General features: G+C 35.3%; 21 protein-coding genes. All 21 read left to right on the forward strand.

Going from position 1 to position 24,798, the window contains the following annotated elements; genetic code table 11:
• Window positions 1-60: 60 nt before the first annotated feature.
• The 21 genes from ruvA (at window position 61) to AB9K26_RS13505 (ending at window position 24,797) form a co-directional block, all read left to right on the forward strand.
• Window positions 61-648 carry a Holliday junction branch migration protein RuvA gene (ruvA, locus tag AB9K26_RS13405; protein ID WP_369973064.1) on the forward strand — a complete coding sequence of 196 codons (588 nt, stop codon included), beginning with the start codon at window positions 61-63 and terminating at the stop codon, window positions 646-648.
• A gap of 62 nt (window positions 649-710) precedes the next feature.
• Window positions 711-8,144, forward strand: a complete 7,434-nt coding sequence (gene sprA / locus AB9K26_RS13410; protein WP_369973098.1) for a cell surface protein SprA — start codon at window positions 711-713, stop codon at window positions 8,142-8,144.
• Window positions 8,145-8,202: 58 nt separating this feature from the next.
• A complete protein-coding gene (gcvH, locus tag AB9K26_RS13415) occupies window positions 8,203-8,583 on the forward strand; it encodes a glycine cleavage system protein GcvH (protein ID WP_369973065.1) in 381 nt (126 codons plus the stop codon).
• Complete coding sequence (locus tag AB9K26_RS13420; RefSeq protein WP_369973066.1) at window positions 8,576-8,938, forward strand: VanZ family protein; 363 nt, start codon at window positions 8,576-8,578, stop codon at window positions 8,936-8,938. Before gcvH ends, AB9K26_RS13420 begins: the two co-directional genes overlap by 8 nt.
• 88 nt (window positions 8,939-9,026) lie before the next feature.
• Window positions 9,027-9,752, forward strand: coding sequence for an energy transducer TonB (locus tag AB9K26_RS13425; RefSeq protein WP_369973099.1), 726 nt, complete (start codon window positions 9,027-9,029; stop codon window positions 9,750-9,752).
• A gap of 113 nt (window positions 9,753-9,865) precedes the next feature.
• On the forward strand, window positions 9,866-10,663 hold the full coding sequence (locus AB9K26_RS13430) for an energy transducer TonB (RefSeq protein ID WP_369973067.1): 798 nt from the start codon (window positions 9,866-9,868) through the stop codon (window positions 10,661-10,663).
• A 149-nt stretch (window positions 10,664-10,812) separates the two neighbouring features.
• Window positions 10,813-12,900 (forward strand): gliding motility protein RemB, encoded by a 2,088-nt coding sequence (locus AB9K26_RS13435; protein ID WP_369973068.1) that lies wholly within the window; start codon window positions 10,813-10,815, stop codon window positions 12,898-12,900.
• A 114-nt stretch (window positions 12,901-13,014) separates the two neighbouring features.
• Complete coding sequence (gene cyoE / locus AB9K26_RS13440; RefSeq protein WP_369973100.1) at window positions 13,015-13,872, forward strand: heme o synthase; 858 nt, start codon at window positions 13,015-13,017, stop codon at window positions 13,870-13,872.
• 1 nt (window position 13,873) lies between these two features.
• Window positions 13,874-14,455 carry a heme-copper oxidase subunit III gene (locus AB9K26_RS13445; protein WP_369973069.1) on the forward strand — a complete coding sequence of 194 codons (582 nt, stop codon included), beginning with the start codon at window positions 13,874-13,876 and terminating at the stop codon, window positions 14,453-14,455.
• Between the two features lie 137 nt (window positions 14,456-14,592).
• Entirely contained in the window at window positions 14,593-15,570 is a 978-nt protein-coding gene (locus AB9K26_RS13450; protein ID WP_369973070.1) for a cytochrome c oxidase subunit 3, read from the forward strand.
• Between the two features lie 21 nt (window positions 15,571-15,591).
• Window positions 15,592-15,972 (forward strand): cytochrome C oxidase subunit IV family protein, encoded by a 381-nt coding sequence (locus AB9K26_RS13455; RefSeq protein ID WP_369973071.1) that lies wholly within the window; start codon window positions 15,592-15,594, stop codon window positions 15,970-15,972.
• A gap of 94 nt (window positions 15,973-16,066) precedes the next feature.
• A complete protein-coding gene (locus tag AB9K26_RS13460) occupies window positions 16,067-16,780 on the forward strand; it encodes a hypothetical protein (RefSeq protein ID WP_369973072.1) in 714 nt (237 codons plus the stop codon).
• A 5-nt stretch (window positions 16,781-16,785) separates the two neighbouring features.
• Complete coding sequence (locus AB9K26_RS13465; protein WP_369973073.1) at window positions 16,786-17,541, forward strand: SCO family protein; 756 nt, start codon at window positions 16,786-16,788, stop codon at window positions 17,539-17,541.
• Window positions 17,542-17,547: 6 nt separating this feature from the next.
• On the forward strand, window positions 17,548-18,087 hold the full coding sequence (locus tag AB9K26_RS13470; protein WP_369973074.1) for a DUF420 domain-containing protein: 540 nt from the start codon (window positions 17,548-17,550) through the stop codon (window positions 18,085-18,087).
• Between the two features lie 156 nt (window positions 18,088-18,243).
• Entirely contained in the window at window positions 18,244-18,600 is a 357-nt protein-coding gene (locus tag AB9K26_RS13475; protein WP_369973075.1) for a hypothetical protein, read from the forward strand.
• Between the two features lie 60 nt (window positions 18,601-18,660).
• On the forward strand, window positions 18,661-18,888 hold the full coding sequence (locus tag AB9K26_RS13480; RefSeq protein ID WP_369973076.1) for a hypothetical protein: 228 nt from the start codon (window positions 18,661-18,663) through the stop codon (window positions 18,886-18,888).
• A 137-nt stretch (window positions 18,889-19,025) separates the two neighbouring features.
• Window positions 19,026-19,727 (forward strand): ABC transporter ATP-binding protein, encoded by a 702-nt coding sequence (locus AB9K26_RS13485; RefSeq protein WP_369973077.1) that lies wholly within the window; start codon window positions 19,026-19,028, stop codon window positions 19,725-19,727.
• Window positions 19,720-20,964: an ABC transporter permease gene (locus AB9K26_RS13490; RefSeq protein WP_369973078.1), complete on the forward strand. Its 1,245-nt coding sequence runs from the start codon at window positions 19,720-19,722 to the stop codon at window positions 20,962-20,964. Before AB9K26_RS13485 ends, AB9K26_RS13490 begins: the two co-directional genes overlap by 8 nt.
• Window position 20,965: 1 nt before the next feature.
• A complete protein-coding gene (locus AB9K26_RS13495; RefSeq protein WP_369973079.1) occupies window positions 20,966-22,225 on the forward strand; it encodes an ABC transporter permease in 1,260 nt (419 codons plus the stop codon).
• Between the two features lie 19 nt (window positions 22,226-22,244).
• A complete protein-coding gene (locus AB9K26_RS13500) occupies window positions 22,245-23,405 on the forward strand; it encodes an efflux RND transporter periplasmic adaptor subunit (protein WP_369973080.1) in 1,161 nt (386 codons plus the stop codon).
• Between the two features lie 51 nt (window positions 23,406-23,456).
• The gene (locus AB9K26_RS13505) at window positions 23,457-24,797 is read left to right on the forward strand and encodes a TolC family protein (protein ID WP_369973081.1); all 1,341 of its coding nucleotides are present in this window, start codon (window positions 23,457-23,459) and stop codon (window positions 24,795-24,797) included.
• Window position 24,798 lies beyond the last annotated feature (1 nt).

Raw genomic sequence — 24,798 nt, forward strand, 5'->3', positions numbered from 1 at the left:
TAAGCACCTTTGAAATGTAAATAATTTTATTACATTTGGGTTTTGAACCAAAGCTATTAAATGATTACGCATATTCAGGGGAGATTAGTTGAAAAAAACCCAACAGATGTTGTTATAGATTGCAATGGCGTTGGCTATCTATTAAATATCTCCTTACATACGTTTTCACAAATTCCTGACGAAGAAAGCCTTAAACTTTTTGCATACCTCATTGTACGAGAAGATTCGCATACCTTATACGGATTTTCATCTGTAGCTGAACGTGAAATTTTTAAACTTCTCATCTCGGTTAATGGAATTGGTGCCAGTACAGCAAGAACCATGTTGTCTTCCATTACACCACAGCAAGTTAAGGAAGCCATAGCCCATGAAGATGTAGCGTTGATTCAATCTATTAAAGGAATCGGTGCAAAGACGGCAGCAAGAGTTATTTTAGATTTAAAAGACAAGGTACTTAAGGTTTATGATTTAGATGAAAATGAAGTTTCTGTTAATAAAAACAATACGAATAAAGATGAAGCGTTATCAGCTTTAGAAGTTCTCGGATTTTCAAAAAAACAATCCGAACGTGTTCTTGACAAATTATTGTCTGAACAACCAGATGCTAATGTAGAAACCCTTATAAAGGATGCATTAAAAAAATTATAAATTTGAGCTCAACAACTAACTATACTTTACTTATATCTTTACGACGTATTTTCCTGCTACCGATGATGGTTTTGGTCAGTTTTATTACCAATGCCCAACAAAACCCTTCAAGTCAAGATAGTACAAAAACAGGATTTGCATTAGGAAGTATGTCCATGCCTAATCCTCAAAGCATCGTTTCAAAGTACACTTACGACCCTGTCACAGATCGTTATATCTACACTGAAAAAGTAGGCGAGTTCAATATCAATTACCCAATTATCTTAACACCAGCTGAATATCAAAGACTTGTGTTGTTAGAACAGCAAAAGTTATATTACAAACAGAAAATTGATGCGGCTGACGGTAAAAAAGAGGGTACTGAAGAGGAACAGAAAAACTTGTTGCCTGAATTCTACATTAACTCAGGCTTTTTTGAAACACTCTTTGGGGGCAATACCATAGAAGTCATTCCCCAAGGTTCTGTGGAAATGGACTTAGGCGTGTTGTTTACGAAGCAAGATAATCCTACATTTTCACCAAGAAACCGAAGCAATTTCACATTTGATTTTGATCAACGTATCAGTTTGAGTTTGCTAGGTAAAGTGGGAACGCGTTTACAGGTTACAGCAAATTACGATACGGAGTCCACTTTCGATTTTCAAAATTTGGTAAAGTTAGAATACACGCCTACAGAAGATGATATTGTTAGGAAAATAGAAGTTGGTAACGTAGCAATGCCGTTAAACAGTTCGTTGATTACAGGAGCTCAAAGTCTTTTTGGTGTTAAAACTGAATTACAATTCGGCAAAACAAGAGTTACTGCTATTTTTTCTGAACAACGATCGCAGTCACAATCTGTAGTTGCTCAAGGAGGTGGAACTTTAGAGGAATTTGAGTTTTTTGTTAGGGATTACGATGAAAACAGACACTACTTTCTATCACAATACTTTAGAAATAACTATGATGAAGCCATGCTTCGTTATCCGTTTATAAATAACAATATTCAAATAACTAGAATCGAGGTTTGGGTAACAAATAGGAGCAATCAAACAGATAATGTTAGAAACATTGCTGCGTTTCAAGATTTAGGGGAGTCTGATGTCATAGGTTTAGACAATGCACCTCCTGGATTTGTGAATGTAGGCGCTAACCAACCACCAGACAACTCAAATAATGATTTTGATCCAACAAATATTGCGGGTCCTGGTTCTCTTTTGTCACCATTGGTTAGAGATATTACTACGGTGGAACAAGGGATTTTGGTTCCAGCGAATGAAGGGTTTGATTTTGGTAAACTTGAAAATGCGAGAAAGCTTATTCAAGGATCAGATTATCAAGTGCAAAATCAATTGGGATACATTTCCTTGAACCAAAGACTTCTGAACGATGAGATCTTAGCCGTGGCATTTCAATATACTATTGGTGGTGAAGTGTATCAAGTAGGTGAATTTGCCAATGATGGAATCAATTCTATTGCAACCAATAGTGATGATGACCAAGATGGAATTCCAAATGATGCCGATGTTGATGTCAATGGTGATGGTACTCCAGATAATGGAACCGATACAGATGGTGATGGTATTAATGATAATGCCGATGCTGATGTTAATGGCGATGGTGTCGTCGATAACGGAACAGATACCAACGCTGATGGGATTAATGATAGCTTTATTGTTGCTGAAGGCTCCACCCAAAGTCTCGTATTGAAAATGTTGAAAAGTCCAATCACAAATGTAGAAGAACCAATTTGGGACTTGATGATGAAGAACATTTATGACACTGGAGCATTTCAACTAGAGCAAGAAGATTTTAGATTAAACATTTTTTATACAGAAGCATCGCCTTTAAACTATATTTCTCCAGTTAGGGATGCTAATGGTAACATTTTGGAGTCTTTCCCTGCATTTGATAACAATACGCCTTTTGATAACACTGATGATGGAGAAATTGTTGATACGCCTTTGATTCGACTATTTCATTTAGACCGATTAAACTTCAATAACGATCCGCAAGCAGGAGGTGACGGATTTTTTGATTATGTGCCAGGCATGACTGTCATTCCTCAAAATGGAAAGATCGTTTTTACTAAGGTTGAGCCTTTTGGACGTTACTTATTTGATGTACTTGATAATGATGGGAACCCAAATAACAATGCTATAGATTACGAACAAGAAACCTATACCAACCTTAACCAAGAGAAATACGTTTACGATATTCTCTATAAGTCTACTAAAATTGCTGCTTTAGACGAAGCTGAAAAGAACAAATTTCAAATAAAGGGTCGATACAAATCTTCTGGTGGTGATGGAATTCCATTAGGAGCATTTAATGTTCCAAGGGGTTCAGTCGTCGTAACCGCTGGAGGACGAACTTTAGTAGAAGGTGTTGATTACACGGTTAACTATCAAATTGGTCGTGTTCAAATTTTAGATGAAGCCTTAAAAGCATCCAATATTCCAATCAATGTTTCTGTCGAAAACAATGCTATTTTTGGTCAACAAACTCGACGATTTACAGGTGTTAATGTCGAACATCAATTCAATGAAAATTTTGTATTGGGAGCTACCTTATTAAACTTGAATGAACGTCCAATTACCCAAAAAGCCAATTACAATACAGAGCCCATCAACAATACCATCTTTGGGTTTAATGGAAATTATTCAACGGAAGTCCCATTCCTAACCCGTTTGGTGAATAAGCTGCCTAATGTTGATACTGATGTGCCATCTAATGTTTCCGTTCGTGGTGAATTCGCTTATTTGAAACCAGGAGCTCCAAAAGGAACAGACTTCAATAATGAAGCGACAGCTTATGTTGACGATTTTGAAGGGACTCAAGGTGCTATCGATTTATTATCGCCTTTATCTTGGTTCTTATCCAGTAGACCAAGACAATTGGGTAGATCTTATCCAGGTTTTGGTGGTGAGGATGAAAACGGTATTCAAAATGGTTTCGATAGAGCGTTTTTGAACTGGTATACTATTGATCCGATTTTCTACAGTAATCAACGTCCAGGAGGTATTACTGATGACGACGTGTCTAATTTATATACCAGACGTGTTTTTATTGATGAGGTATTTCCAGAAATTGATATAGCTCAAGGACAACAAACGGTTATCAATACATTGGATTTAGCATATTATCCAACAGAACGTGGACCATATAACTATGATCCCTCTGCTACCAACGGTGTTCTTAACGCCAATAACAGTTGGGCTGGGATTACCAGACAAATTACATCAACCGATTTTGAACAGGCCAATGTAGAGTATATTGATTTTTGGGTTCAAGATCCTTTTTTAGATGATATTGCGCCAGCTAATGGAGGGAAATTATTTATCAACCTAGGAAATATTTCTGAGGATGTTCTAAAGGATGGAAAAAAACAATATGAGAATGGTTTACCTGAAAGCGGTAATATCAGCGATTTGGTTCCAACAAGTTATAACACTGTCGTACCTCGAAATCAATCGTTGATCTATACGTTTTCAACGTCTGGACAAGAGCGAACAAATCAAGATGTTGGTTATGATGGTTATGACGATAACGAAGAGGCCACATTAATTCCTAATGGAGCTGCATTTGGACCTGACCCTTCAAATGATAATTATACCTACTACCTCAATACAGACGGAGATATTTTCGAACGCTATAAACGCTATAACGGACTTCAAGGAAACTCTCCAGATGTCTTTACCGACACCAATAGAGGATCGACCGCACAACCTGATGTTGAAGATATCAATAGAGATAACACCATGAATACTATTGATAGTTATTTTCAATATGAAATTGATGTAACACCTACATCTCTTAATATCAATAACCCTCAGATTAACGATATTAAAACAAGAGATGTACTGCTTCCTAATGGTCAAACAAGAGAAGTTAAATGGTACCAGTTTAGAATTCCAATCTCTGACCCAACCGAGGCGATTGGAGGTATAACTGATATTCGTTCAGTTCGTTTTGTTAGAATGTACTTAACAGGCTTTACACAACCAAGAGTCTTGCGTTTTGCAACATTAGACTTGGTTAGAAGTGATTGGAGACGTTATACTTTAAGCCTTGATGAAGAACCAAACAATGATAACGACAATACCGATCTTAATGTAGGTGTCGTAGGTCTTCAACAAAATGATGGAAACTATGTGTTGCCTCCTGGAGTTCAGTTAGAGCAGCTCAACAACAATAACAATATCATTAGACAAAATGAGCAGTCATTACAAGTTGAGGTTTGTGAACTGGAGCCAAGAGATTCAAGAGGTGTGTTCAAAAATATCTCTGTCGATATGCGTCAGTACAATAAACTGCGTATGTTCATTCACGCTGAAGAAGGTGAAACAGGTAGTTTAAGTGATGGCGATTTGGTTGGTTTTATAAGAATGGGTAACGATTTTACACAAAACTATTATCAAATTGAAGTGCCTCTTCAAGTATCTTCTGGATCAGTATCTCCTGAAAGTGTTTGGCCAGAAGTCAATGAAATTAACATTGAACTTAAAGCTTTAGAACAAATAAAGTCTTTGGGTATTACTAATGGAACTTTAGCTAATGAAGACCCAACGTTTTATAACTTGGTTGATGGTGAACTTGTTGAAGTAAACGAGTTTGATCCGCATACAATTGGTCAACAGCGTCTTGCTATTAAGGGTAATCCTAACTTTGGAGATATTAGGGTTTTAATGGTAGGATTGAAAAATCCAGATAATAATGGAATGAATGCCTGTGGAGAGGTTTGGTTTAATGAATTGCGTCTTTCCGATTTGGACAATGAAGGTGGTTGGGCTGCAGTAGCTGCTTTGGATGCTAATTTTGCAGACTTTGCAGACATTAGTGCTACAGGTAGAAAAAGTACGATTGGATTTGGTTCCGTAGAACAAAGACCTAATGAACGAAGCCGAGAAGATGTACAACAATACGATGTAGTAACCAATATGAATTTAGGGCAATTACTGCCTAAAAAATGGGGTATTCAAATTCCTTTTAATTATGGTATCGGAGAAGAGGTCATCACTCCAGAATACGATGAGTTTTATCGTGATATTAAACTTGAAACCCAACTGGAAAACACCAATAATCGAGACTCAATTTTAAATGTCAACGAAAGCTATACCAAAAGGCAAAGCATTAACTTCATTGGTGTTAGAAAGAATAGAACTACAGATAAAACACCTCGATTCTATGATGTGGAAAATCTAACCTTTAATTATTCTTATAACAAAACTGAGCATCGCGATTTTGAGATCGAGAATTCTTTGGACCAAAATGTGAGAGCAGGTGTTAACTACAACTATAGTTTCCAACCAATGAATATTGAGCCGTTTAAAAAGAACGACTCTCTATTTAGAGGCAAATACTGGAAAATCTTAAAAGATTTCAATTTCAATCCAATCCCAACCAGCTTTTCCGTTAATACAGATATCATCAGGCAGTTTAATAAACAGAAGTTTAGAGAAGTTGATCTAACAGGTGATAATATCGGGTTACAGGAATTGTTCAGAAGAAATTATAATTTCAACCTTCAATATGTTATAAATTACAACCTGACAAAGGCTTTGAGCTTAAACTTTACTGCCTCTAATCAGAATATTGTAAGGAACTATTTTATTAATGATGTTATAAATGGAAGACAAGATCCGAGTCTCGATGTTTGGGATGGCTTCTTTGATCTAGGGGATCCTAATATTCAAAACCAGCAGCTTCAGATAAACTATGAGATTCCGTTGTACAAAATTCCAACTTTAAGTTTCCTGAGAGCTACCTATTCATACACAGGAGATTTCCAATGGCAAAAGGGTTCTGACCTAAATCAAAATTTGGAGATACGAGATGTTGATAACCCAGATATCATCAGAAGTTATAATCTTGGTAATTCAATTCAAAATGCCAATACCCATAACATCAATTCCACATTAAACATGGAAAACCTTTACAAGTACGTCGGACTTGTAAAAAAACGAGTACCAACTGGTTCAAGAGCTACAACAAATAAAAGTGCAGTTCCTAGAGGTCTAGAAAAGGAAAAAGGTAAAGAAGAAAGTAAAAACAAAGAAGATGGGAACACTAACGATGTTGCTCAAAAACCAAAGTCTAAATCAGGTGCTGGAACAAAGATTTTAAATGGTGCCATCGACTTATTGACGAGTGTCAAACGAATACAAATCAACTATTCTGAAAACAATGGAACCTTCCTGCCAGGATACCTTCCTACACCAGGATTTTTAGGAACATTAAAGCCAACTTTAGGCTTTACATTTGGAAGCCAGCAAAACATTAGGGATTTAGCCGCCAGAAATGGGTGGTTGACAGTATTTCCAGATTTTAACCAGCAGTATACTGAAGTTACAACTCGTATTTTGGATGTTTCCGCTAATCTTGAACCAATCAATGATTTAAAGATTGACATTACTGGTAACAGAACTTATTCTGAAAACCTTACTCAAAACTTTAATACCACTGATATTAATGGTGATGGCTTAAGTGATACTTATAATGAATTGCTTACAAACTCTTTTGGTAACTTTAGTATTTCAACGGCACTTATTAAAACTGCTTTCCAAAAAAGTGATGAAACACAATCGCAAGCCTTTGACGACTTTAGAGCTAACAGAATAATCGTAGCAAACCGTTTGGCACGAGATTTTTACGGTACTGAAAACTTTGCTCGTGATGGTGAAGGCTTCCCGTTAGGATTTGGTAAAAATAATCAAGCGGTTTTATTACCAGCATTCCTAGCGGCTTATAGAGGTAGAAGTGCAGATAAAATTGGCTTGTCGGCATTTAAAGACATTCCGATTCCAAATTGGCAAATAAAGTACACCGGATTTATGAAGATGAAATGGTTTAAGAAAAACTTCAAGCGTTTTTCAATTACCCATGGTTACCGTTCTGGCTATACGATCAACCAATTCAGAACCAATCTTGATTTGCCTCCTGGAGTATTGCAACCAGGTGTAACATATGAGAACCAAGATCCAGAAGTTCTGGACCAATCAGGAAACTATAAAAATGCAACAGTCTTCAGTAATATTAACTTAGAAGAACAATTTAGTCCATTGTTTAGGTTAGACTTTGAGATGAAAAATTCTGTCAAAATTCTTGCTGAGATGAAGAAAGATAGAATTTTGTCCTTGAGTTTTGATAACAACCTGCTTACTGAAATCCAAGGAAAGGAATATATACTCGGACTGGGATATCGTATTAAGGATGTGAGGATTCGATCTAAATTAGCTGGACCACGACAAATCATAAAAAGTGACTTGAATATGAAAGCCGATGTGTCTGTTCGAAACAATAAAACGATTATCAGAAACCTAGATATTGATAACAATCAGATCACTCAAGGTCAAACTATTTGGGGAGCTAAGTTTGCAGCAGATTACGCCTTTACTAAAAATTTAACGGCCATTTTCTATTTTGACTATACTTTTTCAGAATATGAAATCTCGACAGCTTTTCCACAAACGACCATACGTACAGGGTTTACATTAAGATATAATTTTGGTAATTAACACTAGGTTTTAAACCAAAACAATTATTTTTGTCAGTAATAATATATTAACGATTCTAATGAATATACCATCAGATTTAAAGTACACTAAAGACCACGAATGGGTTAAGATTGAAGGCGATACTGCTATCGTAGGCATTACAGATTTTGCTCAAGGCGAATTGGGAGATATTGTTTATGTGGAAGTAGAAACAGTTGATGAAGTCCTTGATGCTGAAGAGATCTTTGGAACAGTCGAAGCTGTGAAGACCGTTTCAGATTTGTTTTTACCGCTTTCAGGAGAAATAATTGAATTCAATGAATCTCTTGAGGACGAGCCTGAAAAAGTAAATTCCGATCCTTATGGTGATGGCTGGATGATTAAAATTAAATATTCTGATGCGTCAGAAATTGATAGCTTGTTATCCGCTGAAGATTATAAAGCCATTGTAGGTGCTTAAGCGCTGGGCATTACCAATTTTACTTACATACGTTGTTGCTCTAACCATAGGGAGCTTAAGTCAGGTGTCTTCTGTACCAGATTTAGGATCGTCATTTGATGATAAAATCTATCATTTTTTGGCCTATGCTATATTGACGTTCCTAATCTTTAATTTTTTGAGGAGTACATCGTTAAAAGCACCTTTGTTTAGTGCTGCATTAGTTTCGGTTGTTTATGGCATTATTATTGAGGTATTACAATCAGTATTGACAGATTTCAGAACACCAGATTACTTAGATGTTATTGCCAATACCATAGGTACTGTAATAATGTACATCAGTGTACTCTTTGCAGGCAAAGGAAAGTTAAAATAAATAACGGTTTGTTTTTTTAGCATATTTTTGGTTAAATTAGCAATCCTATAAAACCTGAATAGAAATGGAATCAAAAAAGAATACAAAATTGGAGCCTAAAAAGCATCATAAGTCGGATGTAAGTAGAAATGCATCCCTTTATTTTGCAGTAGGTTTGGCCTTGATGATGACATTGACTTATCTTACTATTAACTATAAGTCTTACGATAAGTCTAATATCGATATAGGCCAGCTAAATGTTGATGATGAACTAGAAGAAGAAATTCCAATTACACAACAAGAGATTATCCCACCACCTCCACCACCTCCACCACCTGTAGTTCCTGAGGAAATTGAGATTGTAGAGGATGAGAAAGAGGTTGAGGAAACTGTTATCGAGTCTACTGAAACAGATCAAGAAGAAGAAATTGTTGAGGTTGAAGAGGTCGAAGTAGAAGAAGTAGAAGAAGACATAGAAGTTCCATTTGCGGTTATTGAGAATGTACCGGTTTTCCCAGGATGCGAAAAGGAAAAGACTAATAATGCCAAGAAGCAATGTATGTCTGAAAAGATTGCAAAGTTTGTGAACAGAAAGTTTAATACCGAGCTTGCCTCAGACTTAGGGCTTTCAGGGAAACAACGTATAAGTGTGATTTTCAAGATTGATAAAACAGGTAATATTACAAATGTTCGTGCAAGAGCTCCACATCCTGGTTTAGAGAAAGAAGCTAAACGGGTTATTAACTTATTACCTAAAATGCAACCTGGAAAGCAAAGAGGTAAGGCTGTAACAGTACCTTATTCTTTACCAATCTTATTCCAAGTTCAAGACTAGATATTCAGTTTTAGCTATATATTCAAAATCCCATCTAAATTTTTAGATGGGATTTTTACTTTGGTATGCTTATTGTGATTTTTTCAAAATATTAACATTAACATTCTAGTATTATGAAAAATTTAAAGAAAAAGCATGATATTGCTGGTCAGAGCAATAAAAACATGCAAAAATCACAAAAGCATGATGCAAATTTACAAAAAAACTCTACGTTGTATTTTCAAATTGGTTTAATTCTTTGCCTTCTAGGAACCTATGGCATCTTTGAAATGGAGTTTGAAACCAAAGTCATTAAAATTGAAGATATGGTTGACAATGATGATTTTATTGATATTGATGTCAAGAATTACATTGTTGAAGCTAAACCACAAGTCCAAAAGCAAGTTAAAAAGCAATCCCAAAAAATAGTTAGCAAAGCTCCTATGGTTGTAAAGAATAATGTTGCTATTGTGCCAACAAAAGTTGATATCGCCACTCCAAAAGTGGTGTCAGAACCGTTTACAATCAACACTACTATTGAAAATAAAACGGATAATACACCATCAATTGATCAGCCTTTAACTTTGATTGCTGTAGAACGGGTTCCTATTTATCCAGGTTGTGAAAGTGCTGAGAGCAATAGCGAACGTTTAAAATGCATGTCGCAAAAATTGGCCAAACTCATCCAAAGAAAATTCAATACAGATTTAGCGGCTGATTATGGACTTTCAGGTTTACAGAAAATAGATGTACAATTCAGGATTGATAAAAATGGCCGTATTTCAGATATTAAAACCAGAGCGCCACTTAAGCCATTGGAAGATGAAGCAGAACGAGTCGTGGGTAAAATTCCGCAAATGACACCTGGTATGCAGAGAAATCAGCCAGTTTCGGTAATATATAATTTGCCTATTAAATTTAAAGTGCAGTAATATTGATTAAATAGATACTTAAACCGTTATCGTTAGATAGCGGTTTTCTTGTTTCAATTGGTTTGGCAATGGTTTCCGCTTTTGAAAAAAATAGTATCTTTCCAGCATCAAAATAAGATTACATATTTATGAGGAATTGTTGCTTTATCATGTTTGTTTTATGGTTGGGGTTATTGAATGCACAAACTCTTGAAGTCTATGAAAAATCGCCTGTTTTTCCAGAATGTGAATCGCAGCCGATAGAGCAACTTAAAGTTTGTTTTAACAATAAACTAAACACCTTTATTTTCAACAATTTCAAAACACCTGAAATAGTTAATGAAGAATCGTATAAAGGCGATGTCAAAATACTTTTTGAAGTCGATAAAGAGGGAAACATCAATTTACTTTATGTCGATGCAGTATATGATGAGCTAAAAGATGAAACAAAGCGGGTTTTTGATACTTTGCCTAAAGTGATTCCTGGCACTTACAATGGTAAGCCAACCTATTTTCAGTATTCCCTAACGGTGAAAATTCCTTTGGTAAATCCTGAAGAATTGTCAACAGGAACCAAATCGTTACCAGACGTTAAGGAGGTCAAAGATTTGAATGCGCTTGTAAGTAATGAATACGATAGTGTTAGTAATGACATCAGAACCTACGAAAAATTAGAATATAAAAGTCAGTTAAACATTCCGTTCACACATAATTATTATGCGCGATTTGACCAACAAATGAATGGTTTGGGCACTAATAGCCATACAGCCGCGAAACCATTTATGTTTCAGGAAGTGGCTAGATATTACGATTTTGAGTCAGAAAAGGAAGCCTTGGTTAAAGGTTCTGACGAATGGTGGAGCAGAAAAATATGGGATGAACATCTGGTCGCTATCCAAGGAAAGGATTACTGGTTTACCGTTGACCCTATTTTTGATTTGCAAGTAGGAAAAGACACGGAAGCAGATTTTAGCACGACCTATAATAACACAAGAGGGTTATTCTTACAGGCTGGACTCGGCAAAAAATTTAATTTTTCAGCATCGGTTTATGAAAGTCAAGGAAGGTTTGCGCATTACTTTAACCAATATGCCGAAAGCCTGAAAGCTTCAGGTTCAGATCCAGCAATCATTCCTGGACGAGGTATCGCAAAACGATTTAAGAAGGATTCTTATGATTATCCTGTAGCAGAAGCTTATTTGTCATATACGCCTGCAGACTTTTTGAATATACAATTTGGTCATGGCAAGAATTTTATTGGTGATGGGTACCGTTCATTGTTGCAGAGCGATGTGTCAAGCCCTTATCCGTTTTTAAAATTGAACACTAACTTTTGGAAAATCAAGTACACAAATACTTGGATGTGGTTAAGAGATGTCAGACCTGAAGTTACTGAAGATGGTGCCTTCCTAACCAAGTATATGGCCAATCATTATTTGAGTTGGAATGTTTCCAAACGACTCAATGTAGGTCTTTTTGAATCGGTTATGTGGATTGACTCAAATGATAGAGGATTTGATATCAACTATCTCAATCCAGTCATTTTTTATAGAGCTATTGAATTTGCTACTGGTCCAGAAGCAGGTAATGCCATAATTGGATTATCTGCTAAATACAAATGGAATAATAAGGTTAATTTATACGGACAATTTATTCTGGATGAATTCTCTTTGGGAGATATCACTGGAGGAAACAAAAGCTGGAAAAACAAATATGGATATCAGTTAGGAGTGAAATATTTTGATGCCTTTAAAGTGAGAAATTTAACACTTCAGATAGAGTATAACAGAGTACGTCCTTATACTTATTCCCATAATTCAACTATTTTAAATTATGCACATAATAATCAGCCAATGGCCCATCTTTGGGGAGCAAACTTTAGTGAAGCAATCTTAATAGGAAGATACACTTATAAGCGTTGGTATGGTGATGCAAAGTTCATTTTTGGAAAACGTGGATTCGATTTTAATGAAGGGAATGACTTTGCCAATTATGGAGGTGATATTTACAGAACTGAAAATGATCGTGTTGCCGACACAGGAATAACCGTTGGTCAAGGGAATACAACCCAAGTGTTTCAAGCTGATTTACAAGCAGGCTATATTGTCAATCCAGTAAGTAACTTAAGACTCTTTACAAACTTTACCTACAGGAATTATAACCCAGAAGCAGAAACAGCTTCAACCATTAATAATAATACGGTTTGGTTCAACGTAGGTTTGAGAACCGACTTGTTCAATTGGTATAATGATTTCTAATTATTAATTACTCACTAATAGCATTGCTCAAAACGTTTTTTCAGAGTATCTTTGCGCACGCATTAAAAACAACTTCTTTTGAGTTCTGCAAAAACTTCAATTCATAAGCCTTCAATGATTTCCGACTTTAAGGAAATCACCAAGATAAGACTTTCTGTAAGTGTTGTGTTTTCTGCTCTTGCAGGTTACTTATTAGGAGCAGTTGAGGTTGATATTTACACTTTGATTTTACTGGCATTAGGTGGTTATTTCATGGTTGGCGCTTCAAACGCTTACAATCAAATTATTGAAAAAGATCTGGATGCTTTAATGGACAGAACCAAAAACCGTCCTGTTCCAGCTAAACGAATGTCGGTTCAAACAGCATTTATTATTGCGACCCTTTTTACTATTTTAGGGATTGGCACACTGTATGTCATTAACCCTAAAACCGCTATGTATGGTGCCATTTCTATTTTCTTGTATACCTGTGTTTATACGCCTTTAAAAACAAAAACGCCTTTGGCAGTATTTGTTGGTGCAATTCCAGGTGCTATTCCATTTATGTTAGGTTGGGTTGCTGCTCGAAATGATTTTGGTATTGAACCGGGAACCTTATTTGCCTTACAGTTCTTTTGGCAGTTTCCTCATTTTTGGGCGATTGGGTGGTTTTTGTTTGAAGACTATCAAAAAGGAGGGTTTTATATGTTACCAACTGGAAAACGGGATAAAGGAACAGCTGTTCAAACCATCATGTACACTATTTGGACAATCTTAATTTCAATCGTGCCTGTTTTTGGAGTTACTGGCGATTTAAAATTATCAATCGTAGCAGCAATTATTGTGTTCTTACTCGGATTAGTAATGTTGTATTATGCATTTGAATTATTTAAAAAGCGAACGGCTAAAGCAGCTAAGCAGTTAATGCTTTCAAGTGTTTCTTATATCACGCTTTTGCAGATTGTTTATGTCGTCGATAAATTTGTAAGATAATATGGATTTAACTGAAGGAACTTTCAAAGAAAAAAATGATAGAGCTAAACGCATGATGCTTTGGTTCGGAATCATATCACTTATCATGTCGTTTGCTGGGTTTACAAGTGCTGTTTTGGTAAGTAGAAATCGTGAAGATTGGTTGAGTGATATAGAAATGCCAAATGCATTTTTGATAAGCTGTGTATTGATAATCATCAGTAGTCTGACATTCATTTTTGCTAAACGTGCCTTAAAAGAAAATAATAGGAGTCTCACAACACTCTTGTTAATAGCAACCTTTGTGCTTGGAGTGGCATTTATTATAAGTCAGTTTTTAGGTTTTGGAGAGATTATTTCTTCAGGATACAATTTTACAGGTCCAACCAGTAATGTGACCATTAGCTTTATTTATGTCATTGCGTTTGTTCATATATTACATGTAATTGCTGGACTGATTTCGATTTTGGTCGTAATTTATAATCATTTTAAACAAAAATATAATGCCACAGAAATGTTAGGGATGAACCTTTCAGCAACATTTTGGCATTTTATAGATATACTGTGGATATTCTTGTTTTTGTTTTTGAAATTTCTGATATAAAAACAAGGTGTTTTTTGGTGTAAAAATTCGATATCTAAGCTAGCAGGCATCATTGATTTCAATTTTTAGAAGTGGATGTTTTTTTAGATTGATAAAATGATTATTTTTGTGCAACTTTTAATAACTAATCGCTTTTTATGGATACTACAGTAGCAAATACTGGAACAGAAGGCAAAACTTGGGGAGGTGGTAACCAACCTTTGAAAGCCAGTTATGGTAAGATGATGATGTGGTTCTTTATCGTTTCTGATGCCTTAACCTTCTCTGGATTTTTAGCAGCTTACGGATTTTCAAGATTTAAATTTATTGGCTCATGGCCAATAGCCGATGAAGTATTTACGCACGTTCCATTTTTTCATGGAAACTACCCAATGATTTATGTGGCGTTTATGACATTCATCCTTATCATGTCTTCTGTAACTATGGTGTTAGCTGTAGATGCTGGACATCACATGAACAAAGCTAAAGTAACCTTTTACATGTTTCTAACCATTATTGGTGGTTTGATCTTTGTTGGTTCTCAAGCTTGGGAATGGGGAACGTTCATTAAAGGTGACTATGGAGCGGTACAGACAAATGGCGGAAATATTCTTCAGTTTGTAGATACCGAAGGGCATCGTGTGGCGATAAGCGATATTGCAATTGCCAATCCAGATTCACGTGTACAACATCAAGATAAGAACGGACTTTGGTTTGTGAATGAAGGAACTTTGCCGTCTTACACAGTTGATGAAGTTTATAAAGGATTAGAAGCTAATCCAAATGTGTTGGTAAGAACACAAATGCTTACCGAAGAAGGAGAAAAAACAGTCTTATCTAGAGAAGAATCCTTAAAGCAATTAAAAGAAAACGGAAAGATTGTTGTGGAAGGAGCGAACCTTCATGTCAATGAATACGGCACATCATTATTTGCTGATTTCTTTTTCTTTATAACAGGTTTCCACGGATTCCACGTATTTTCAGGAGTTGTTATCAATATCATCATATTCTTCAATGTAATTTTAGGAACCTACGAACGAAGAGGAAGTTATGAAATGGTTGAAAAAGTAGGTTTGTATTGGCACTTTGTCGATTTGGTTTGGGTTTTCGTATTTACATTCTTCTACCTAGTTTAATTTCGGATAATAGTATTAAAAATGGCACACGCACATAAATTAGAAATATTAAGAGGCTTAATTAAGTTCAAATCAAATACTCAAAAAATTTGGGGTGTACTTATTTTGTTATCAATCGTTACAGCTGTTGAAGTTATTTTGGGTATTTACAAACCTGAATCCTTAATGGTTAAAGTCATTGGAATGAAACTTCTTAACTGGATATTCATCATACTCACAATAGTTAAGGCTTATTACATTACTTGGGACTTTATGCACATGAGAGACGAAACCAAAGCGCTTAGACGTATGGTTGTGTGGACTGCTGTTTTCCTTATTTGTTACTTGGTTTTTATCCTTTTACAAGAAGGAGGCTATATTGAAGGAGTCTATTCTGAAGGATTTGTGAAAAGAGATTTTTAGATAAGATGTTATAATACATATAAAGTATTCAAAAAGGCGGTTTTTTAGACCGTCTTTTTTTATTTTTGCATGACGAAATCAAAGCCTATTGACCATGAAAAGAATGCCATTGAAAACTGCTGTTGTTTTAGGTGTTTTGTTTTTTTTGCCAGTTATATTTCTTTTGTTTTTGTATCCTTCAACTCATAATTATAATCCGTTGGATGTTGTTAAAAAGGATATAAAAGAGCTGCAGTTTTTCAAAAATGATGCTGACGAAAATATTCAATTGAAAGACCATATTACTGTTTTGGGTTTTTTGGGACACAATCCAGATGAGCACTTTATTGCGGCTTCAAATCTAAAAGAATTGGTCTATGATAAATTCAAGGGGTTTAAGAAATTTCAAATTGTCATTGTATTGCCCAAAGGTTCCGAAGGAAAGGCTGAAATACTTCAAAAGGAACTCATTACCTATGAAGATATGAGGTTTTGGCATTATGTATTTGGAGAACCAAATGATATAAGACAGGTGTTTGAAAGCCTTAAATCTGAAGAAACACTAGATAGCAACCTATTTACAGATCATGTGTTCATTGTTGACAAAGATTTGGCACAACGTGGTCGCATTGATGATAGGGATAAGAAAGAGATTGAAGGTAATGAAGCCGTTTACCCTTTGTATTCGTATGATTGTATTGAAGTTGCAGAAATCAAGAATAAAATGAGTGATGATCTCAGGATTCTGTTTACTGAATACCGTCAAAAACGTAAAGGCAAATTTGATTCTTCAGATAGACGAGCTGAAGAGATAAATTCTAATGATTAAAAGAAATGAGCACTAAAAAAAACAATTATTCATACATAGGAATTGCTTTTATCATTCTGGTCTTTGGTATCATTTTCGTTCCAAAGATTATTGATAGAATAAAGGGAAATGATATTACACGTTCCGAAAGTAGAAGCAAGGATCTCACAAATAATTCTGAAGGTTATACATCCGATTTAATGTATATGAATATTAATGGTGCTCCTAAAAAAGTTCCAGAGTTCTCTTTTATTGACCAAAACGGAAACACCATCACCAACAAGGATTATGAAGGTAAAGTTTACGTTGTAGAATTTTTCTTTACGAAATGTCCAACAATCTGTCCGAGGATGAATCGAAATTTAGTACAGATTCAAAATACGTTTTTAGATTTTGAGGATTTTGGTGTGGCATCATTTACAATTGACCCAGAAAATGACACACAAGAAACTTTAAAAGCCTATGCCGACAATTATGGCATTACAAATCCTAATTGGCATTTAATGACAGGAGATCAAGATACCATTTATGAATTGGCTAATATTGGATTTAATATTTATGCTGGAGAAAACCCAGAAGTTGAAGGTGGTTTTGAGCATTCTGGCAATTTTGCGTTAATTGATAAACACGGCTTTATGCGCTCTAGACAAGACAATTTTGGCAATCCTAAAATTTTCTATAAAGGAATTATTAGTGAAGATGAAAAAGTTGATGAAGATGGAGAAACGGAAGAGATAAGTATGTTAAAAGAAGATATTGCGAAACTATTAAAGGAAGATTAATAAGAAATGAATACAACTAAAAATATAACAGACGGGAAAAAATATAACAAATGGATTGTCATTTTATCTGTGGCAATACCTGTAGTGGTTGCAATCCTATTCGGTATCAAAATACCTAATGTGGAACCGCTTACCTTTTTGCCTCCAATTTATGCTACCATTAATGCGGTTACTGCTATGGTGTTGTTAATTGCTTTGTGGGCTATTAAAAGTAAGAAAGTGAAGCTTCATGAAAACCTAATGAAGTTTGCCATTGCCCTATCAGTGGCTTTTTTAGCAATGTACGTAGCTTACCATATGACGAGTGAATCTACTAAATTTGGTGGTGAAGGTGCCATCAAGTATGTCTATTACTTTGTTTTGATTTCTCATATTTTATTATCAATAACAGTTATTCCTTTCGTTCTGATTACCTATGTAAGAGCCATCACAAACAATTTCGAATTGCATAAAAAGATTGCTAAAATTACGTTTCCAATTTGGTTGTATGTGGCCATTACTGGAGTTGTTGTATATCTTATGATTTCACCATACTACATATCTTAAATATTGTCAATAATTAATAATCAATTTAGCATGATAAGAAAAAAGTACATTTATATTATTTTATTCTTTTTTACAACTTTATCATTTAGTCAAGAATCTAAAAGTTTGGATTACTTCAAACTATTAAATCTAAATATTTCTGAGTTACAAGATTACATGCTCAACATAAACTTTGAATTTTTCAAGACAGATGAAGATGAGTATGGAAAAAAGTATACATGGACTTATGAAAGAGATAGATACGATCATGCAGAAAAATTCTTTTCAGTATATGAGAATTATGACAAAACAATAGAATTTGCTTATCAGACTAGTAAAAAGGAAGAATATTTGCAGTTTAAAAAGGTCATTAAAGAGAATGGATTAGATTTTAAGAAAACAGAATCTATAGATGGTGCTTTAGTTGAATTTTTTGAAAATTCTGAGTATTCTGCTAGATTATGGTCTTTCACTCAAAAAGGTAATAAGTCAATTACTTACGAATTAACCTTATTAAAGAAAGTGTTTAGATAAATATTGCAGATTTTCATATTTCTAACTAAGCAAATCACCTAAATAACCATAGATAACATAATGAAGCAAAAGATTGTCACTTTTATAATTTTTCTGCTGTTTTACATAGACACCAATGCCCAATGTGCTATGTGCCGTGCTGTATTGGAAAGCGAAGAAGGACAATCAGCTGCCAAGGGTGTCAATGATGGTATTATGTATCTCATGGTCATTCCATATCTTCTTGTAGGAAGTGTTGGTTTTTTGATTTATTGGAATTTCTTCAGAAAAAAGAAAGCGGAAAACTGAAAATTCTTCAATTTCCTGTAACAAATTCGATATTTAGAAGTCTTATAAATATCAATCAAAAAACAATTCTTAACAAATACTTAGCACATTTCAGCCATTGAAATCCGTAATATTGCTAAGAATTAACCATCTACATTATGATCCAGATCAAAGATTTACATAAATCTTACCACATGGGAAGCAATTCGCTTCATGTTTTAAAAGGTATAAATTTTGATGTAAAGGAAGGCGAACTTGTTTCAATTATGGGTTCTTCAGGATCTGGAAAATCTACATTGCTCAATATTTTAGGAATGCTTGATGAAGCAGATTCGGGCAGCTACATTCTTGATAACGTCACCATCAAAGGATTGAATGAACGGTTAGCGGCCAAATATAGAAATGAGTTTCTAGGGTTTGTATTCCAGTCGTTTAATCTAATCAATTATAAATCTGCTTTAGATAACGTTTCCATGCCATTGTATTACAAAGGCGTCAAACGCAACGAGCGAACCGATCGCGCTATGCATTATTTGGAAAAAGTTGGTTTAGCCGAATGGTCACATCATTTGCCAAGTGAACTTTCTGGTGGTCAAAAGCAACGTGTGGCTATCGCTAGAGCCTTGGCCAGTGATCCAAAAGTACTGTTGGCCGATGAACCTACAGGAGCTTTAGACACTAAAACTTCTTACGAGGTTATGGAATTGATTCAAGGGATTAACGACGAAGGAAAGACCATTTTGGTGGTTACCCATGAGCACGATATTGCGCAAATGACAAAGCGAATCGTGAATTTAAAGGATGGAGTGATCATTGATGATAGTAAAGTAGAACAAATTAGGGCATCGCAGCATGTTTGATTTAGAGCGTTGGCAAGAAATATTTGAAACCTTACGTAAAAACAAACTTCGTACGTTTTTAACAGGCCTTTCTGTAGCCTCAGGAATCTTTATTTTAGTGATTCTTCTAGGTTTTAGTAAAGGGCTTGAAAATGGAGTGACTTCCGAATTTCAAAGAGATGCTACAAATTTAATTACTGTTTGGACAGGTGTAACTACAAAAGGGTACAAGGGATTAAATCCTGGTCGCTATGTGCAAATGAAAGGTGAAAACTTTGATTTTATATCCCAGAAATATGACAGTAATATAGAATATGAAACTGCTTTGTTTTCTATTTGGGGAGCCGATATCAGTTATAAAAATGAAACCGTAAGGTACCAAGTCAGAGGCGCAATGCCAGACCACCAGTTTATAGAAAATGCCGATATGGAATCTGGCCGATTTATAAATCAGTCCGATTTGGAAGACACCAGAAAAGTAGCTGTTATTGGAAAACGTCTTCGACAGGATTTGTTTAAAGATGAAGACCCAATCGATAAGGATATTTTGATTTTCGGAATGAGTTTCAAGGTCATAGGAGTGTTCATTGATCCAGGAGGAGAACGTGAAGAACAACAGGCTTATATTCCATTATCAACATCTCAAAAGGTTTTTGGAGCAGGTGATAATATTAGAAACATGTTATTTACCGTTAAAATGTCCGATAACTTTGATGAAGCTGTGCAGCTTTCAACAAACATGTCTGAAGCGATTGAAAATGAATTAAAGTTGATGCACACCATTGCTCCAGATGATAATAGCGCTGTAAGGGTTTTTAATACTCTTGAAGAGGCTAAAAAAATCTATTCACTTATCGACACCATTAAAACAGTCTTTTGGTTCATTGGAATTTTTACCATTGTGGCTGGAGTTGTTGGCGTGGGAAATATTATGGTGATTATAGTTAAGGAAAGAACTAAGGAAATTGGAATTAGAAAAGCCTTAGGCGCTTTCCCGATTTCTATTGTTGGCATGATTCTTCAAGAAGCCATATTTGTGACGATGTTTGCAGGATTGTTCGGACTTATTTTCGGATTGGGATTGTTGGAACTTGTTGGGCCACAAATTGAAAGTGATTTTATAAAATACCCTCAGGTCGATTTCAATATTGCCATTAGTGCAGTATTCATTCTAGTTTTTGCTGGAGCTTTAGCTGGGTTTGTCCCTGCCTATAGAGCTGCTAAAATAAAACCTATTGTAGCACTAAGAGACGAATAATATGTTTAATAGAGACCGTTGGAACGAAATACTGGAAGCTTTGAATGCCAATAAGGTAAGAACCTTTTTGACGGCATTTGGTGTGGCTTGGGGAATTTTTATCCTCGTTGCTTTATTGGCTTTGACTAATGGACTCAAAAATGGGGTTACGGCCGATTTTGGAGATTTTGCAACAAACTCCATGTTCATGTGGACCCAAGGAACATCTAAACCTTATAAAGGCCTTCCTAAAGGCAGATGGTTTAGCTACAGAATTGACGATGTTGAAGCTTTAAAAAACCAAATTCCAAATTTGAAATATGTGTCGCCTAGAAATCAATTAGGAGGCTACAGAGGTGCAAATAATGTGATTAGAGGAACCAAGACAGGTGCATTTCAGATTTATGGTGACTACCCGGAATATATTAAGCAGCAGCCAATGGACATTCTTCAAGGACGTTTTATTAGTTATTCCGACATCGAAGCCAAGCGTAAGATTTGTGTTATAGGTAATGGTGTTATTAAAGGAATGTATGATAAAGGAGAAGATCCCATAGGAACTTACATTAAAATCAATGGAGTGAACTTTATGGTTGTTGGAACGTTTAAAATGAGCAATAGTCAAGGTGATAGCGAAGAGGAAACCAATACGATTTATATTCCTTTTACAACTTTCGGACAGGCCTTCAACAGAGGTGATCGCGTTGGATGGATGGCTATTACTGCAGAAGATAACGTGCCTATTACATCAATCAAGCAAAAAGTTTTTGACTTAATGAAAGCAAGGCATAAAATTCATCCAGAAGACGATCGTGCCATAGGTCATTTCGATTTGGCAGAAGAATTTTCTAGAATTAACGGCTTGTTTTCAATATTAACAATCGTAGGTTATTTTGTGGGTGCCTTGGTATTAATGTCAGGAATTATTGGGATTAGTAATATCATGCTCATTGTGGTCAAGGAACGTACCAAAGAAATCGGTATCCGTAGAGCTCTTGGTGCTTCTCCATGGACCATCAAGTCCCAAATTCTTCAAGAAAGTTTAATTCTTACCATCTTATCTGGTATGGTGGGAATTTCTTTTGCAGCCTTTGTTATTTGGGGTTTAAATACCTTATTGGACAATGTTGGTCCTGTTGATAATTTTGCAAATCCGAGTGTTGGAATGCAAGTAGTTATTACAGCCTTAATCATATTAGTTGTATCTGGACTGTTAGCAGGACTGATTCCAGCCAATAGCGCTACTAAAATGAAACCAGTAGACGCTTTAAGAATTGAATAAATAAATTAATCATCAAAAAATGAAAAGAACCAAAACGTTAATTGCGCTAGTATTAATAGTTGTTGTATTTGCAGCTGCCTTGTATTATTTATGGCAAAAAAATCAAGAAGATCCTATTAGCTATACCACAGAGGCACCTTCTGAACAAACCATTGTTGTAAAGACAGTTGCTACTGGAAGTATTGTGCCTAAGGAAGAGGTCTTAATCAAACCTAATATTTCTGGTGTTGTTGAAGAAGTATTTATCGAAGCTGGTGAATACGTAAAACAAGGAGATTTGATTGCGCAAATTAGAGTCATTCCTAATGTGTCAAACTTGACCAGTGCTAAAAATAGCATTTCATCTAGTCGCACCACTCTTGAGACTGCTGAAATCAATTATAAAACCCAACAGGCTATTTTCGATCGTCAAAAGTCTTTGTTTGAGAAAGGGGTTATTTCAGCAAATCAATTTGATGAGGTGAACAATACGTACCTACAAGCTAAACAACGTGTCGAGCAAGCCAGAATTGATGTCACCCAAGCGCGTCAAAATTATGATATCATAAAAACAGGAACGACTTCAGGCGTCGGGAATATTGCCCAAACACAAGTTAGAGCAACGGTTTCGGGAATGGTACTTGATGTCCCTGTAAAAGCAGGAAATCAGGTTATTGAAGCCAATAATTTTAATGAAGGGACTTCAATAGCCTCTTTAGCGGATGTTACCAAAATGATTTTTGAAGGGAAGGTAGATGAAAGTGAAGTTGGAAAAATTAAAGAAGGCTTACCTTTGGAAATTACTGTAGGAGCTATTGAAGACGAAAAGTTTGATGCAGTATTAGATTATATTGCACCAAAAGGGGTTGAGGAAAATGGAGCCATTCAATTTGAAATTAAAGGAACCTTGAAGAAAATGGATTCTACTTTCATTCGAGCTGGATTGAGTGCTAATGCGTCTATCATCTTAGAAAAGGCTGAGAATGTTCTGGCCATTAAGGAAGCATTGGTTCGATATGACGATGACACTAAAAAGCCTTATGTTGAAATAGAAACAGGTGATCAGGATTTTGAGCGTAAAGATCTTGAATTGGGCATCAGTGATGGTATTTTTGTTGAAGTGAAAAGTGGTATTTCCAAAGATGATAAAATCAAGGTTTGGAACCCAACTCAAGGTGGTCAGCAATTCGCCCGACAATAATTTTAACATTTTTTGTAACACTTTATTAGATTTTAAGACATATCAATCAACATGAGAAAACTAATCATCATAGCAGTATTACTTTTTGGAATTTTTGTTAATGCTCAAGAAAAAAAATGGACACTTATTGAATGTGTTAACTACGCATTAGAAAACAATATTTCCATTGAGCAATCTCAACTGGATGTCACTCTAGCTGATATTGATAAAAAACAAGCCGTTTTTAATTTCCTTCCTAATCTTAATGCAAATGGAAGTTACGGAATCAATACTGGAGCAAACATTAACCCAGCTACAAACCAGTTTGAAAACAATACGTTTAGATCAGCATCGGCTTCTGCAAATTCGGGAATCAATATCTTTTCTGGTTTGTCAAATTGGAAAACACTACAACGCGCTAAGCTCAACCAAATCGCAGCGCAATACCGTTTAGACAAAATGAAGGATGATATCTCATTGTTTGTTGCAAATTCATTCCTTCAAATACTTTTCAATAGAGAGCAGTTGAAAGTACTTCAAGCTCAAAATGAAGTAACTAAAGAGAATATAGCCAACACTCAAGAATTAGTAGATGCAGGTGTGCTACCACAAGGTGATTTATTGGAATTAAAAGCGACAGATGCTACACAGGCTCAACAAATCATTGCAGCTGAAAATGCTTTGTTTATAGCTAAATTGGGATTGGCCCAAACACTACAATTGGAAGATTATGAAACGTTTGATGTTGTGGATCAAGACTATGGACTTTTTGGTGAAGATATCTTAAACAAAGGTGCTTCAGAAATTGTTGAAAAAGCTAAAGAGGAAGTCAATGATGTTAAAATAGCTCAAGCAAACTTTGATTTATCTGAAAAAGATTTAGAATTATCAAGAACAAATTACTATCCAACATTATCAGGATTTGTAGGCTACAATACAAGATGGGCAAGTACTCAAATCAATCCATTTACTGGTGAAGACATCCCATTTATTGACCAGTTATATTTATTTGATGGTACTTCTGTTGGGCTTCAATTAAATGTTCCTATCTTTAACAGACTGTCAACACGTAATAATGTTCAAAGAAGCAAAGTAGCCGTTGAACGCTCAAAGCTCTTATTGGAACAAGCAGAACTAGATTTAGAATCTACAGTTTATCAGGCTTACAATGATGCTAAAAATTCTAAAAAATCTTATGAAGCTGCTCTTCAAACTGAAGAAGCGAGAAAGTTGGCTTTTGAATATGCAAAAGAACGTTACGATGTTGGATTATCAAATGCATTCGATTTTAACCAATCGCGTACTGCTTATGAAAATGCACAGTCTGATGTTATTAGAACGAAATACGATTATATATTTAGGCTTAAAATATTAGAATTCTATTTTGGGCTGCCAATAACCGACTTAAATTAAC

The sequence above is a fragment of the Psychroserpens sp. XS_ASV72 genome, assembly GCF_041224425.1.
In the GTDB taxonomy this organism is placed as follows: Bacteria; Bacteroidota; Bacteroidia; order Flavobacteriales; family Flavobacteriaceae; genus Psychroserpens.